Here is a 15,498-nt window from a genome sequence, read left to right on the forward strand (position 1 = left end):
ATCTGGTTATCCGTTCTTCATTTGCTTTGTACGGTACATAAGAAATTCCCCAGAAAAAACAACCTCTTGTTCAACAAAGCTTTGTACTTCAACAATCGTTCTTTCCACTTCGATTCTTTTTACTGTAGCTTTCGCAATGACACGTTCACCTGATTTTACTTGACGTGAGAAACGAATCGTAGCTTTGGCGGTCAACGCCATTTCATCATTAATAATCGCAACGGCTAAAGAATTAGCCTGAGCAAACAAATGATGACCACGAGCAATTCCAGAGCGAGTGAACACTTGCTCAGATTGAATATCTAAAATAGATATCGCACGTTCATCAAGCTGAAGATCGACAATCTCTCCAATCACTTCATCGGGCGATAGTGCTTTAACATCATCTAATTGCTGTTTCGCTACATCCTTTATACGCTCCCTCAATTCAGGAATGGATAGCTCCATTCGGTCTAATCTTATCGTTTGGATACTAACATCGAAAAAGTGAGCCAATGCTTCATCCGTCATAAAGGGATCTTTTTCTAAAGTTTCTTGTAAAAGTGCTTGTCTTTCCTTTTTTTTACGTCTCATCTTATGCACCATCCAAATTTATATGACTAGGTACTAAGAGTAGTATATAGCTGCTAGTCAAACATTTCAATACTTTATCCAATATTAATCTAGTTTTGTTCCAGAAAAGACCCCTTCTGCTTCTAAATACTGTCTCAAAAAATGAAATTCTTTATTACTCCAAAACCCTTCACTTTGAAGCATTTCTGCTGCATCCTGCCTCGCTACTTCAAGAGCTCTATAATCATGAACCACATCTGCTATTTTAAAATCTGGCAGACCACTCTGTTTGGCTCCAAAAAAATCACCAGGCCCTCTAAGCTCGAGGTCTTTTTCAGATAACACAAAGCCATCATTTGTCTCTGTCATAATTCTCATTCTCTCTTTTCCTACCTCTGATTTAGGGTCAGCTAAGAGAATACAATAGGATTGCTCAGCACCTCGGCCAACCCTACCTCGTAATTGATGGAGCTGTGAAAGTCCAAATCTCTCTGCATCATAGATGACCATAACCGTAGCATTTGGAACATTAACACCGACTTCTACAACGGTTGTTGATACTAACACCTGTACAAAATTTTTACTAAACTCAGTCATGACTTCTTCTTTTTCACTTGCATGTAATCGTCCGTGCATAAGACCTACACGACATGTACCGTGGAAATATTGGTCGAGTATTTGATGAACATCTAACGCATTTTGTAAGTCTAGCTTTTCAGATTCTTCAATCAGGGGACAAATCACGTAAGCTTGTCTTCCTTGTTGAATTTCCTTTTCCATAAAGCTCATCACACGTTCAAACGTGTCAGGCTTAGTCCAATACGTTTCAATCGATTTTCTTCCCGCAGGAAGCTCATCTATAATCGATACATCCATGTCACCAAAAACGGAAATCGCTAACGTTCTTGGAATTGGAGTGGCTGTCATAAACAAAACATCTGGATGCTCTCCTTTAGAGCGAAGAACTCTTCTCTGCTCTACCCCAAAACGATGCTGTTCGTCGGTTATGACTAGTGCTAAATTTTTAAATTCTACTTCCTCTTGGATGAGCGCATGAGTCCCTACTACAAGATCGATTCGACCCTCTTTTAAATCGTTCAAAAGCTCTTTCCTTCTTTTCCCTTTTATGGAGCCTGTTAATAGAGTTACTGTAATATCCTGTTCTTGAAAAAGTTGAATAAGAGATTCGACATGCTGTTCAGCTAATATTTCGGTCGGGACCATTAAAGCCGTTTGATAACCAGCCTTCACCATCCCCAAAATACAAATGGCCGCTACGACCGTTTTCCCAGCTCCTACATCTCCTTGTAAAAGTCGGTTCATTTGAAAGGGAGACTGTATATCATTCATAATTTCTCTAATCACTCTTTGTTGAGCGTTTGTTAAAGGATAGGGAAGACTATCTATAAACTCATCAATCTTATGTAATGGAAGAGAAGTGGCTACTCCTCCGCTTTGTTCACGCTGACCTCGTTTAAAGCCCTGCATTTTTAATTGGAATAAGAGAAACTCTTCATATACCATTCTTCTTCTTGCATGTTTTAGTGCCTCTGGATTTTTAGGAAAATGGAGGGCATACAGCGCATCCTTCTTACTAGGCAGCTTATATTTTGTTAACAGAGTTGCCGGAAGATTTTCCTCTATCTGATCACCATACTGTTGGTAGGCTCTTTCTATATATCGCTTAAGCATCTTAGAGGTCAACTTCCCACTCACCGAATAAATAGGAACAACTCGTTCCTCTTCGACTCTTTTGCCAAACCATGCCTCTGATGCCGTAATCGTCATCCGATGCTGATCCCATTTACCTGTAATCGTGACCTCTTCTCCAACCACTAATTTACTTTTCAAAAAAGCTCGATTAAAGAATGTAACCGTCACTAATAGCTGATTAATAAGAACTCTAAAGCTTAGTCTATTTTTACTTTTACCAAAATAACGAATAGAAGGCTGACTGTTAATGACACCTTTTACGGTAATTCTTTCATCATGTATGACCTCATGCAAATCCTTTAGCTGATAATCCTCATAGCGAAATGGAAAATACTCTAGTAAATCTTTTACCGTCCGAATTTTTAGCGACGCTAATTGGAGGGCTGTTTCATCTCCTATTCCATTAATTTCGGTTACAGAATTATGAATAGCACTCATCATTATTTTCCTTCTCGCGCAAATATTTGCGCCTCTAATTTACGTCCAGTTTTCGTTGCAGCTAAACCGCCCTCTCCCGTTTCTCTAAGAGCTTCTGGCATCGTTTGCCCAATTCGGTACATCGCATCAATTACTTCGTCAGTCGGAATTCTGCTCGTAATTCCTGCTAAAGCCATATCTGCTGCTACTATTGCATTCGAAGCCCCCATCGCATTTCTTTTTACACAGGGTACCTCTACTAAGCCTGCTACAGGGTCACAAACTAAACCAAGCATATTTTTTAAAGCTATCGCCATCGCTTCAGCTGATTGCTGTGGTGTCCCACCGGCAAGTTCAACTAAGGCAGCTGCTGCCATACCAGTTGCTGAGCCCACCTCTGCTTGACATCCCCCAGCCGCACCAGATATAGAAGCGTTATTAGCCACAACAAATCCAAATGCTCCTGCAACAAACAAATAATTTAGCATTTCCTCTTCTGTTGGTTGTAACTTATTTTTCATTCCAAATAAAACGCCAGGTACGACTCCAGCAGATCCTGCAGTAGGAGTTGCACAAATCATCCCCATTGCGGCATTCACCTCATTTGTAGCAACCGCTTTACTAACTGCATCTAATAGGACGTCACTTGATAAGTACTGACCCTTCTTAATATAATCTTGCAAAAGAACAGCATCTCCACCTGTCATACCAGATACAGAACGAACATTTTCGGTTATCCCTCTTTCTACAGCCGCCTCCATAACCAATAAGTTTTGACGCATTTTCTCTACAATTTCTTCTCTCGATTTTTCCGTTACAAACATTTCTTGTTCAATCATTACTTCGGAAATCTTTTTATTTTCTTCATTTGCTTTTTTCACTAATTCCGCTACATTTTTAAACATGTCTCGTTATTCACTCCTTTATTACTCATGTATTTTCGTTACATGCTCAATATGTGGCAATTGGTCTAACTCTTTTAATACATGAGAATCAACATTTTGATCAACTTCAATAACCATTAAGGCTTCTTCACCTTTTTCTTTACGAGAAACCTCCATATGCCCAATATTCATTTCATGCTTCGCCAAAATATTGGATACCGCAGCAATTACACCAAAACGATCATTATGAACAACTAAAATCGCTGGGTGATTCCCTGAAAGCTTCAATTGAAATCCATTTAATTCGATAATTTCAATTTTTCCACCACCGATTGAAATTCCAACAAGCTCCATCTGCTGTTCGTCATTTTCTAAAATAATTTTAACGGTATTTGGATGTTCCATTTTGGCCTTCTCTTCGATAAATTGAACCTCCATGCCATCTTTTTCGGCTATCGTGATCGATTGAGGAAGTCTAGGATCATCTGTATCATAATCTAGGACTCCAGCTACTAGCGCAACATCAGTTCCGTGGCCACGATACGTTTTTTCAAAAGAACCATATAAATGAAAGAAAGCTTTTTTTGGCTTTGTACCAAATAAAGTACGTGCTACTCTTCCTATTCTTGCAGCACCTGCTGTATGTGAACTTGATGGTCCAACCATAATTGGACCAATAATATCAAAGACTGTACGGTATTTCATATGATCAATCTCCTTTTGCAAAGATATCATTATATTAAAGTAGCATTTTCTTGATAATTGTATACGTTTATCTTAGCATGAAATCTACTGTAAAGTTAACTAATGTTATTTTACGCTATTCTTTGTTTATCATGATTTACAAAACAAAGAAGCTACTTCTACAGTAGTAAAAGTAGCTTTCTTTGTAAGTATTCATAATGGTTTTCGTGAATTTATTCAACCGAGAATATAAAGGAATATAATGGCTGATCCCCTTTATGCATGTCAATCTCTACCTCTGGATAGGCATTTTCTATAAATTCATAAACGGCTTCCGCTTCCTCATCGGTAGCATCTTCCCCTTGTAAAATGGTCACAATTTCACTATCTTCTTCAATCATTTCTTTTAATAATGTCGTTGTAACCTTTATTTTATCTGGGCCTGCGCTTACAATTTTTTTCTCAGAGATTCCCATGAAATCATCTTTTTTAATGTCAATCCCATCCATAGAAGTGTCTCTAACAGCAAAGGTTACTTGTCCAGATTTTATAGTGGACATAGCAGAACTCATTACCTCAGCGTTTTCTTCGAGTCCCTGATTCGGATTATAAGCAAGTAGTGCAGCTAAGCCTTGAGGAACGGTCTTAGATTTAACAACTGATACATTTTCTGACACCACTTCGGCTGCTTGCTCAGCTGCCATAATAATATTACTATTATTTGGAAGTATAATAATATTTTCAGCATGTACTTCTTCAATTGCTTTGACAATATCCTCTGTACTAGGATTCATGGTTTGTCCACCTTCAATGACTACGTTAGATCCAAGCCCTTTGAAAAGATTTCCAACTCCTTCTCCCATCGTCACAGAAATAATACCAAATTCACTTTTTTCCTTTGGTAAATCCGAACCCTTTATCGATTCCTCTTCATATACGGGGTTCGCACCTTCTAATAAACTGGTATGCTGCTCACGCATATTCTCAATTTTTATATGAATCATCTCACCAAACTTTTGAGCTCTTGATAAAACCTCACCTGGCGTCTCTGCATGAATGTGCACTTTAAGTAGGTCATCATCAGAAACAACTAACAATGAATCCCCAATTTCACTCAAGCTCTGGCGGAAAGCTTCTTCATTATAAGGTGCATCCTTTAATTTTTCCTCTTCAAAACGTACCATAACCTCTGTACAATATCCAAACACAATATCTTCTGTTGACATTTGGCTTTGTGCATGATGCTCAACTTTAATTAAAGTTTCCATTTCTTCAGAAGAAGGTTCATTGAGAGCGCCTTCACTTACCTCTTGACCGCGTAAAATAGCCAAAAAGCCTTCATAGATATAAAGTAGCCCTTGTCCTCCAGAATCAACAACGCCTACTTCCTTTAATACTGGTAACAGGTCTGGAGTTCTTTTTAAAGACGCCTTTGCTTCTTTAACAACTTCCTCCATTACAATGATAAGGTCACTCTCTCGCTCTGCTGCAACAGAGGCTTGTTTAGCAGCATCCTTGGCTACTGTAAGGATCGTCCCCTCCACAGGCTTCATAACTGCCTTATAGGCTGTTTCCACACCACGTTCTAAAGCTTCCGCAAAATCTTGGGCAACAAGTACTTTTTTTCCTTCGACTGATTTTGAAAAGCCTCGGAACAATTGAGATAAAATAACCCCAGAATTTCCACGAGCTCCCATTAAAAGCCCTTTTGCAAATGAACCTGCTACTTTTCCAGCATCCTCTTCATGCTTTTGCTTCACTTCTTTTACGCCAGATGTAATAGACAAGTTCATATTTGTACCTGTATCACCATCTGGAACTGGAAAAACGTTTAGGGAATCAACTATTTTTACATGGCGCGACAATTGGCTGGCCCCTTCAATAAACATTTGAGCCAGCTTTTTTCCTTCAATCTGTTTTAATGACACTGACATTTCCTCCTTAACAGCACCTACGGATTCGTGACCCGAACTCCTTGAACGAAAATATTCACGGAATCCACATCAAGACCTAACATTTGTTCTAATTGATATTTTACTTTTGTTTGAACGTTGTGAGCAACTTCAGAAATTTTCGTTCCGTAGCTAACGATAATATACATGTCAATGTGAATATGATCCTCTTCTTCACGAATAACGACACCACGTCGAAAATTTTCTTTTCCTAATAACTCACTCAACCCATCTTTTATTTGTTTCTGTGAAGCCATTCCTACTATTCCGTAACAATCAACAGCCGCTCCACCTGCAATTGTCGCGACAACCTCTGTTGAGACATCTACTACTCCAAGTTGCGTTTTCATTTCGATAGACACGTCCATTCCTCCTTATGTTAGCCAACGACTTTTTGGGTTACAGACATTTTACTATACTCTTTCATTTTTTAAAAGGCTTTTAGCGTTTGCATTTTTCATAAGCTGTCAAGTTAATTTACTTGATTATATTTTATGAATCCTATTGCATTCTTTTAAGCGCTATGCTAATATATTCAAGTATGCTCGGAAGTATTTGTAAGGTCATAAGGAGGTGCTTTCATGGCTCGTAAATGTTATATTACAGGAAAACAGGCGAAAAGTGGTAACAAACGTTCTCACGCTTTAAATAAAACGAAGCGCTCATGGGGTGTAAACGTACAAAAGGTTCGTATTTTAGTTGACGGTAAACCTAAACGTGTATATGTTTCAACTCGTGCGCTTAAGTCTGGTAAAGTTGAACGCGTATAATGTCAAACAAAAAAACACCGAAATCGGTGTTTTTTTGCTATCCTTTTTTAAAAGAGCTTAGAATGACCTTTACAAATCCACCTATGAATTTCGGTAGCTTGATAGTGTAGAATTTCATAAATCCTCCTCCTCAAACTGTAATGACCAAGTAATATGCAGCCCCTATGACATGAAGGTCATCATCTTTCTCCGTGCCAAAAGTAAATTCCAACTAATTTATAACTAATTAAATATACTACTATGAACTTTTCTCATCCTCGCTCATCCTATTTCGCTAGTATACTCATCACTTATAAACTATGTTTGTTGTATTTGACTTGCATCACTTATCTACGGAATTCACTTTTCTTTACAATCAAGCTTATGCCTCTCAAAAAATAAATATGACAAATATTCTAAAACCTTCTTGTATTGGCAAATAGGAGATTTTTAAAGTATATGCTACTCATTTAAAAATTTGTCCTTAAATGATTAAAGATTCGTGTTATTGGTTTTCTAATTGAATGAATCTCATCATTCCTATCTTATAGTGAAACACGGAACGATTTGGTTTTTGATTTCCACTTTAGGTAGATGCTTTCCCAAGGCTTGTCTTCAGTTAACTCTGACGACTCAGAGCTTCGCCAGAGTAGATCTTCAGACTGCGCTGATCCTTCGGGAGTCACTACCTACCGTTACAATCATCGAGTTAATTCGCAAACATGTGTCTTTTTAAAAAAACTAACGATTTGGTTTTTGATTTCCACTTTAGGTAGATGCTTTCCCAAGGGCTTGTCTTCAGCTAACTCTGACGACTCAGAGCGTCGTCAGAGTAGATCTTCAAACAGCGCCCATCCTTTGGGAGTTACTACCTACCGTTACAATAAACAAGTTAATTATTAACAAACATTCAAACATATTTTATATCGGTTTCATTCACTTATAGAGCCATTATGAAATTCACTCAGTTGATTGAACTTTTTATGAATTTTGCTCAGCGATAACAGACTTCGCATAAGGACATTGGGGAATAATCGTTTTCTTCTCTAGTTTCATTCTCTCTACTACCGACAAAACCAACTGTTTGGCAAGGCCTCTTCCTCTCATCGACTCCTCTACAAACGTATGCTCAATAAGGATACGCTGAGTCCCTGATGGACGAAATATAATTTCAGCTATGATTTTTCCCGTTTCATTTTGAATGAAGTGTTTATTTTCTTGTTCAATAATCAAAAGTCTTCCCTACTTTTTGGTTTATTTTTTAAATAAACGATTCCAAAAACAGTCACAATATTTATATTTCCCCGTGCTTTGCCTTTTATGATACATCATTTTGACTGATTCTTGGCTCTCCTTGCCGCTTGTTGGATCGGGTCCCATACTCCATTAAATGGGGGCGCATAGGATAGATCTAGGTGCTCTAATTCATCAACCTTCATTTCATTAAATAAAGCTACACTTAGGACGTCTACTCTCTTGTCTACCCCTTCTTTACCAATTATTTCAGCTCCTAATAGCCTTCTTGATTGTTCATCATAAATGATTTCTATTAATAAAGATTGACTTTGCTTAAAATAGCCCGCTCGATCCATCCCTTTGTATTGTATTTTGTTTGCTTTTTTGAACTTTTCCTTCGCTTCAACGTATGATAAACCCGTCCTAGCGACCGTTAAGTCAAAAAATCTAAAAATGGCAGTCCCAATTACCCCTTTAAATGTCTTCTTTTCACCTGCTAAATTCATACCAGCAATTCGACCTTGCTTATTGGCATGAGTTCCTAAAGGAATATAATCATTCTCTTCTTTTATTCGATGGTATTGTGTCGCACAATCACCAGCAGCGTAAACTGAAGGAAGATTTGTTTGTAAAAATTCATTAACGACTAGTGCCCCGTTGTCTAGCTTCTCCACCACTTTATCTACAAAAGAAGTATTAGGTTCAATCCCTATAGCAAAAATAACCATATCTGTATGATAGAGATGCTGATCGGTTTGAATTGCGACTATCTCCTGTTGTTCATTTCCTTTTAAAGAAAGGACCGTTTCGTTAAACGACAATTCAATTCCTTTTAATCTCGCTTGCTGCTCTACTTGATTGGTAAATTCCTCTCCCCACTTTTTAGATAATCGACCATTTCTTTCTACAATCCTTACTTTTTTCTGGTGAGTAACAAATGCCTCAGCAAGCTCAAGCCCTATGTAACCACCACCTACTATGGTGACATGTTCTTTATCAGCCATATAGTCCAGTACCTTTTCTAAATCTGGTATCGTTTTAAACGTAAAGACACCTTTATAGGTATGACCTTCAATATTGGGCATTATTGGAGAAGCACCTGTAGCAATCAGAAGTTTCTCGTAAGGAATCGAAAAGGAGGATTTTGTTTGATGATTAAATCCATGAATGATTTGTCTTTCACTATCCATCTCCGTCACCTCATGATGAGGTCGTACATCCAAATGAAATTTAGTACGATAAACATCATATGAACGAACAATTAAATCTGATACCTCTTGAACCGATCCTTCAATTACATAAGGAAGTCCACACTGAGCATAGGAAAAATAAGCACCTTTTTCTAAAATAACAATGTTTTCCTTAGGTTTTTTTCGATGGATTTGCATCGCCGCACTCATACCTGCGGCGTCTCCTCCAATAATGACTGTAGTCACATAAACTCCTCATTTCTTATAATTTACTGTTTTTTATGAAATTTCAGATGATAAAAAAAGAGGAGCATAAACACTCCTCTAAAAAATGAAGACTTCATCACTACTTCTGTCCATTCCGTATATTCGAAATCGCTTTTGCACGGTTAACTTCATTATAGATAGCTGAACCTGCTACTAAAACATTTGCACCTGCCTCTACACATAAAGAAGCCGTTTCTGCATTTACTCCTCCATCCACTTCAATATCAATCTGTAGATTCTTTTCATTTGCTAGTTTTTTGACCGCTTTAATCTTCGATAAAACAGAGGAAATAAAGGATTGACCTCCAAATCCTGGATTAACGGTCATGAGCAAAACGAGATCGACATCCTCTATAATAGGCTCTATTGAACGAACGGGTGTAGCAGGATTAATTACAACTCCTGCCTTTATATTGTGTTGTTTAATTAATGAAATGGTTCGATGTAAATGGGGACAAGCCTCTACATGAACAGAAATAATATCAGCACCAGCCTTTGCAAATTCAGGTATATATGAATCCGGTTTTTCAATCATTAAATGAACATCAAGAGTAAGATTCGTTAATGGTCTTATTGCTTGCACAACAAGAGGACCAATGGTGATATTTGGGACGAAGTGACCATCCATTACATCGATATGAATATAGTCAGCTCCGCCTTCTTCTACATCTTTGATTTCATTCCCTAATTTTGAAAAATCTGCTGATAATATCGAAGGAGCAATTTTTATCATCGGTCGTATCTCCTTTTTTGATTGTTTATCTCTTCTAAGAACTGTAAATAATGCTCGTATCTTTCTTGATGTACTTTTCCTGTTTGTAATCCATCTTTTACAGCACATTGAGGCTCAGAAGTATGAGAGCAACCTCTAAATTTACATTCATTACTTAATGCATGCATTTCAGGAAAACATTCGCTTAATTGCTCGGGTAACATTCCCGTAAAATCTAAAGAACTAAACCCCGGTGTGTCTGCAATTAACCCTTTTTCAATCGATATTAATTCAACATGCCTAGTCGTATGCTTTCCTCGACCAAGATGATTAGATATTTCATTCGTTTCAATTTTTAAGCTTGGCTGTAAAACATTTAGTAAAGAAGATTTACCGACTCCTGACTGTCCAGCTACAACCGAAATACGGTCTCTTATAAATGGAACCATTTTCTCTACCGATTGTGCTTCGTTGGTTGTCGTTAGAATAACTTTATATCCAATATCCTCATAAAGCTTCTGATATTTCTCCATTTCGGTCAGCTGCTCATTTGTAAGTAAATCCACTTTACTAATAATAATAATCGTCTCTATTTGATTCCATTCAATTTGAACTAAAAAGCGATTCAATAAATTCGAGCTAAAATCTGGCTCTAATGCTGAAAACACTAACAACGCTTGGTCTACATTAGCAATGGGTGGTCGTACAAGCTCATTTTTACGTTCATCCACTTCAAGAACATATCCATCTGTCTTATTTTCTGCTTCAAATAAAACAGTATCTCCAACGAGAGGTTTAATCCCTCTTTTACGAAAATTACCTCGTCCTCGACATTGATATACTTCATGATCATTAGAATCTTGTACATAATAAAAGCCACTCAATGCTTTCATAATCTTACCCTTTGCCATGTAAACCCTCCATCATATTTTTACTGTGAACCAAATTGATAGGCTCCACTTAAGTTTTCATCTAGTTCTCCATTTACATACGTTTCAAAAGATCCAGGCTGTTCCTCACTAACTAATAGCTCTAGACGGTATTCCTTACTACTCGTAATTTTTTCCTCGATTAGAACTTCCTCTTGTCCATTCGTCGATACATCACGATAAACAATCCGAATTTCTACTTCCCCTTCATAGTCATCGGGAATATTATATTGTAATCTCAAAGGATAGGTTTGGAGTTCCTCTTCTTCTCCTTGTGAAGGAGGCTCATCTTCAACAGGCTCCTCTATAATCGGTTCCGGCCCTAATGAAATGGTCACTCTAACCGTTTCTCCAGGGTATAGAGTTGTATAAGCATCAGGTGAATGGCGGATCACATACCCTTGCTCGACACTATTACTATGCTCCTCACTAAAATCAGCAACAAGCTCTACTTCTTCAAAATAATCTTCTACCTCACCTTTAGACATACCAATCAATTGATCTAAACGCACTCTCGAATCTACACTATACGTTAATGTAATCACTTTATCGTCGGCAGAAACCGTTTCTCCAGGCTCTGGACTTTGAGAAGTGACAATTCCAGCTGGAGTGTCCGTGGATTCCTGTGGATCCGGTATGACTTCAAATCCCATCTCAGTTAAAATCCTACGAGCACTTTCGTAGGTTCGATCAACATAATCATCAATGACTATTTCCTCTTCTCCTACATTAACAAATAAAGTGACTTCAGCATTTTCTTTAATCATAGATCCAGGCTGTGGAATTTGCCTAACGACTTCTTCATTCTCAGCATCTTCTACGGATGTTTCTTGTCTGATTACAACCAAGTTTCTACCTGTTAACTCTTCTTCAGCTGTTTCATACAATTCCCCAACCAAATCAGGCACTTCTACTTCATCCACTTTAAATAGGTTTGGCATAAGAGCAAATGTCGTAATTCCTGCTGCTACAATCAGAAAAAGAATAATCCCCAAAATAAGTAGCCATTTTTTCTTCTTTTTCTTTTTCGGTTTATGATTTTTATCATCAGCCTTAGAATCGTATAACTTGTCTAGCTTCTGATCCTTACCTGTATCATTTGTCTTCGGATTTACTTCTATCGTTTTATGTAAATCCTCTTCATGACTAATAGATGTAATAATAGGAATCGCTTTTGTCACTTCATCATCTGATTCGTGAAATAGGTAAGGAGCTTCATTCAATCTTTCAGCATTCAAGCTCGTTTCTAAATCCTGCTGCATGCTATGGCTAGATTCATAGCGACGGAGGGGATCTTTGATCGTTGCTTTTTTTATAATGTTTTCTAGACTTTGTGGCACATTTGAATTAACCGCTTTTGCAGATGGCATATCATTTTGCAAATGTTTAATGGCTATCGATACAGCTGTATCACCTGAAAAAGGCAATAAGCCTGTAACCATTTCATATAGAACAATTCCTAACGAATAAATATCAGATTTGTAAGTAACATGTCCACCTCGAGCTTGTTCTGGTGATAAATAATGTACAGAGCCCATCACCGAGTTTGTATGAGTAATCGTAGCTGCTGACATCGCTCTCGCAATCCCAAAATCTGCAACCTTTGCCACTCCATCCTCACGGATTAAAATATTATGGGGCTTAATGTCACGATGAACAATGTGATTGTCATGGGCGTGAGATATCGCACTTAATATTTGCTCCATAATTTCGACTGCTTGCTCATTTGGAAGAGGTCCAACATTTTGAATGAGCTCCTTTAATGTTTGCCCCTTTACATACTCCATGACAATGTAATATGTATCTCCTTCTTCGCCAACATCATATATATTAACAATGTTTTCATGAGCCAGGCTCGTAGCAGCCTGTGCTTCTCTTCTAAATCTCTTGATAAATTGTTCATCGCTCGAAAATTGTGGCTGTAATACTTTGACGGCAACATAGCGGTCTAAAATGACATCGAGCGCTTGATAGACATTTGCCATACCGCCTCCGCCAATAATTTCCTTCACTTCATAACGACCGTTTATTCTTTGTCCAATCATATCACTCACCGACTACTTTCTTCTTCCACTTTAGGATATAACACGATCGCCACTGTAATATTATCTTCTCCTCCGCGCTCATTAGCGATCTCAATAAAGGAGTTTGCTGCTTCTTCAATCGACTCATTCACATCTAACAGCTCTCTCATTTCTTTTTGTTCCAACTTATTCGTCAGCCCGTCGGAGCATAGTAATAGAAGCTCTCCACCTTCTATTTGTAAAGATTGAATATCAATAGATATTTCCCGCTCGGTCCCAAGAGCGCGTAAAATGACATTTTTGCGAGGATGATTTTCTGCTTCCTTTTCCGTAATTTGCCCTGTTCTTACAAGCTCATGAACGAGCGTATGGTCTTCCGTTTTTTGAGAGAAGCCAAATTCATTCTGAACATAAATTCGACTGTCGCCGATGTGACCAAGCGTCATAAAGTCGTTCATGCAAATAGCGGCAACAATCGTCGTCCCCATTCCTTGGCAATCTGAATGAGTGATAGAATGTTGATATAGCTTTTCATTTACAGAATAAACCTTTTCACGCAGCCAATTTTCTGCTTCCTTTACCGAAAGCAATTCCGTATTTTCCCGCCATGCTTCCTCAAAAAAGGCTCTTGTCATTTCACTGGCAACATCACCTGCTAAATGTCCTCCCATTCCATCAGCAACAATAGCAAGCGTTCCATGTTCATTTACAAAAATTCCACCATTATCCTCGTTATGCGTTCGGATCTGTCCAGTATCGGTCTTAAAAGTGTAGGCCAATTCCATCCGCTTTCACCTGTCCCTTTCTCTATCAAACTCTAAGCATAAGTTGATATTAACGCTTTAATAAGCTAGCAATAAAGAACCCATCTGTTTGAAAATCTTGAGGAAGAATTAATAGCCTTCCTTTTTGGTTGCAAGCTGTTTGTTTAAGCTTTTCAGGCATTCTTTCTTCCAATGTTTCATCCCATGTAAAATCGGAATTCTTCTGTAAAAATGATTTCATTTGTAGCTCGTTTTCTTCCTGATCAATTGTACAGGTACTATAGACAAGCTGACCACCCTTTTTTAAAAGTGGAGCGACTTTATCCAAAATAGACGCTTGAATTTTTGACATTTCAACGATATCCTGCTCTTTTTTAGACCATTTAATATCTGGCTTTCTTTTCAGCACCCCGAAACCCGTACATGGGGCGTCCACTAAAATTTTGTCAAAGCTTTGTTCTTGATAGCTATTGATCAATTCTCTTACATCCATACTTACAGCCTCCACAATGGATAGCTGGAGACGTCTGGACTGATTGCTAATGAGTCTAACTTTATGCTCATGTAAATCGATCGCTAATACTTTTCCTTTATTGTTCATTCTCTCAGCTAAATGAGTAGATTTTCCACCAGGAGCAGCACAAGCATCTAAGACATGATCATCCTCATTAGGTGATAATGCTCTAGCGACAAGCATCGAACTTTCATCCTGAGCAGTAAATAAACCATCTTTATAGGCGCTTGTTGAAAAGACCTGTCCTTCTTTAACGATTAATGCGTCAGGAGATAATTCTCCTTTAACCGTCAAAACTCCTTCTTTCTCTAATTGTTCCATTAATTGTTCTCGATTTGTTTTGATAGCATTGACCCGAATCGTAACATGCGGTGGCTTTAGACTTTCCTCCATAATTTGAATACTTTCGGAAACTCCAAACTGTTCAATCCACCTTCGCACAAGCCATTTAGGTGTACTGTATTGGATCGCTAATCGTTTGTTCTCATTTTTAATACTATCGAACGTTGGTACTCCTTGCCTTTGCACTGAACGCAAAACGCCGTTAACGAATGAGCCAATCCCTTCATGACCTTTCTTTCTCGCTATATCGACCGCTTCATGAATAACGGCTCGCTCCGGAATTTTATCTAAATATACCATTTGATAAAGAGACATTTGCAGCAATGTTTTGACCCATACTTCTATCGTTTCTAGGCCATCCTTAACAAATGGTGTAAGAAAATAATTTAAGCTCATTTTACGCTGAATAGTGCCATACACAAGCTCCGTTAATAAACCAATATCCTTTTGATTTAATTGACTTTTATTAATGGTTTCATTTAATAATAAATTACTATACGCTTTCTCTTCTTCTACTTGTAACAATAAGTCAAGCGCCCATTCTCTTACTTTTTTTTGTGTCATACTTT

At 37.9% G+C, this 15,498-nt stretch carries 15 protein-coding genes; 1 reads left to right on the top strand and 14 read right to left on the bottom strand.

Annotation, left to right across the window (positions count from 1 at the left end):
* Positions 1 to 6 precede the first annotated feature (6 nt).
* The 6 genes from fapR to AZF04_RS01955 form a co-directional block, all read right to left on the bottom strand.
* Positions 7 to 573: a transcription factor FapR gene (gene fapR, locus AZF04_RS01930; RefSeq protein WP_061947332.1), complete on the bottom strand. Its 567-nt coding sequence runs from the start codon at positions 571 to 573 to the stop codon at positions 7 to 9.
* An 84-nt stretch (positions 574 to 657) separates the two neighbouring features.
* The gene (recG, locus tag AZF04_RS01935) at positions 658 to 2,706 is read right to left on the bottom strand and encodes an ATP-dependent DNA helicase RecG (RefSeq protein ID WP_061947333.1); all 2,049 of its coding nucleotides are present in this window, start codon (positions 2,704 to 2,706) and stop codon (positions 658 to 660) included.
* On the bottom strand, positions 2,706 to 3,587 hold the full coding sequence (gene sdaAA / locus AZF04_RS01940; protein ID WP_045486474.1) for an L-serine ammonia-lyase, iron-sulfur-dependent, subunit alpha: 882 nt from the start codon (positions 3,585 to 3,587) through the stop codon (positions 2,706 to 2,708). Before sdaAA ends, recG begins: the two co-directional genes overlap by 1 nt.
* A 21-nt stretch (positions 3,588 to 3,608) precedes the next feature.
* The gene (gene sdaAB, locus AZF04_RS01945) at positions 3,609 to 4,271 is read right to left on the bottom strand and encodes an L-serine ammonia-lyase, iron-sulfur-dependent subunit beta (RefSeq protein WP_061947334.1); all 663 of its coding nucleotides are present in this window, start codon (positions 4,269 to 4,271) and stop codon (positions 3,609 to 3,611) included.
* Between the two features lie 212 nt (positions 4,272 to 4,483).
* Positions 4,484 to 6,178, bottom strand: a complete 1,695-nt coding sequence (locus AZF04_RS01950) for a DAK2 domain-containing protein (protein ID WP_061947335.1) — start codon at positions 6,176 to 6,178, stop codon at positions 4,484 to 4,486.
* A 23-nt stretch (positions 6,179 to 6,201) separates the two neighbouring features.
* Entirely contained in the window at positions 6,202 to 6,564 is a 363-nt protein-coding gene (locus tag AZF04_RS01955) for an Asp23/Gls24 family envelope stress response protein (protein ID WP_045486481.1), read from the bottom strand.
* A gap of 219 nt (positions 6,565 to 6,783) precedes the next feature.
* Between AZF04_RS01955 and rpmB the strand changes: the two genes are divergently transcribed.
* The gene (gene rpmB / locus AZF04_RS01960; RefSeq protein ID WP_045486484.1) at positions 6,784 to 6,972 is read left to right on the top strand and encodes a 50S ribosomal protein L28; all 189 of its coding nucleotides are present in this window, start codon (positions 6,784 to 6,786) and stop codon (positions 6,970 to 6,972) included.
* A gap of 37 nt (positions 6,973 to 7,009) precedes the next feature.
* Here the strand turns inward: rpmB and spoVM are convergent, their stop codons facing one another.
* The 8 genes from spoVM to rsmB form a co-directional block, all read right to left on the bottom strand.
* Positions 7,010 to 7,090 (bottom strand): stage V sporulation protein SpoVM, encoded by an 81-nt coding sequence (spoVM, locus tag AZF04_RS01965; RefSeq protein WP_045486487.1) that lies wholly within the window; start codon positions 7,088 to 7,090, stop codon positions 7,010 to 7,012.
* A gap of 842 nt (positions 7,091 to 7,932) precedes the next feature.
* Positions 7,933 to 8,184 carry a GNAT family N-acetyltransferase gene (locus tag AZF04_RS01970; RefSeq protein ID WP_061947336.1) on the bottom strand — a complete coding sequence of 84 codons (252 nt, stop codon included), beginning with the start codon at positions 8,182 to 8,184 and terminating at the stop codon, positions 7,933 to 7,935.
* Between the two features lie 95 nt (positions 8,185 to 8,279).
* Positions 8,280 to 9,623, bottom strand: a complete 1,344-nt coding sequence (locus tag AZF04_RS01975; protein ID WP_153017192.1) for an FAD-dependent oxidoreductase — start codon at positions 9,621 to 9,623, stop codon at positions 8,280 to 8,282.
* 100 nt (positions 9,624 to 9,723) lie between these two features.
* On the bottom strand, positions 9,724 to 10,377 hold the full coding sequence (rpe, locus tag AZF04_RS01980) for a ribulose-phosphate 3-epimerase (protein WP_061947337.1): 654 nt from the start codon (positions 10,375 to 10,377) through the stop codon (positions 9,724 to 9,726).
* The gene (gene rsgA / locus AZF04_RS01985; protein ID WP_061947338.1) at positions 10,374 to 11,267 is read right to left on the bottom strand and encodes a ribosome small subunit-dependent GTPase A; all 894 of its coding nucleotides are present in this window, start codon (positions 11,265 to 11,267) and stop codon (positions 10,374 to 10,376) included. Before rsgA ends, rpe begins: the two co-directional genes overlap by 4 nt.
* A gap of 20 nt (positions 11,268 to 11,287) precedes the next feature.
* The gene (gene pknB / locus AZF04_RS01990; RefSeq protein WP_061947492.1) at positions 11,288 to 13,330 is read right to left on the bottom strand and encodes a Stk1 family PASTA domain-containing Ser/Thr kinase; all 2,043 of its coding nucleotides are present in this window, start codon (positions 13,328 to 13,330) and stop codon (positions 11,288 to 11,290) included.
* A gap of 5 nt (positions 13,331 to 13,335) precedes the next feature.
* Positions 13,336 to 14,088 (bottom strand): Stp1/IreP family PP2C-type Ser/Thr phosphatase, encoded by a 753-nt coding sequence (locus tag AZF04_RS01995; protein ID WP_144203099.1) that lies wholly within the window; start codon positions 14,086 to 14,088, stop codon positions 13,336 to 13,338.
* 55 nt (positions 14,089 to 14,143) lie between these two features.
* Positions 14,144 to 15,493, bottom strand: coding sequence for a 16S rRNA (cytosine(967)-C(5))-methyltransferase RsmB (rsmB, locus tag AZF04_RS02000; RefSeq protein ID WP_061947339.1), 1,350 nt, complete (start codon positions 15,491 to 15,493; stop codon positions 14,144 to 14,146).
* Positions 15,494 to 15,498 lie beyond the last annotated feature (5 nt).

Origin of the sequence: Alkalihalobacillus trypoxylicola (assembly GCF_001590785.1) — a bacterium.
Lineage (GTDB): Bacteria > Bacillota > Bacilli > Bacillales > Bacillaceae_D > Alkalihalobacillus > Alkalihalobacillus trypoxylicola.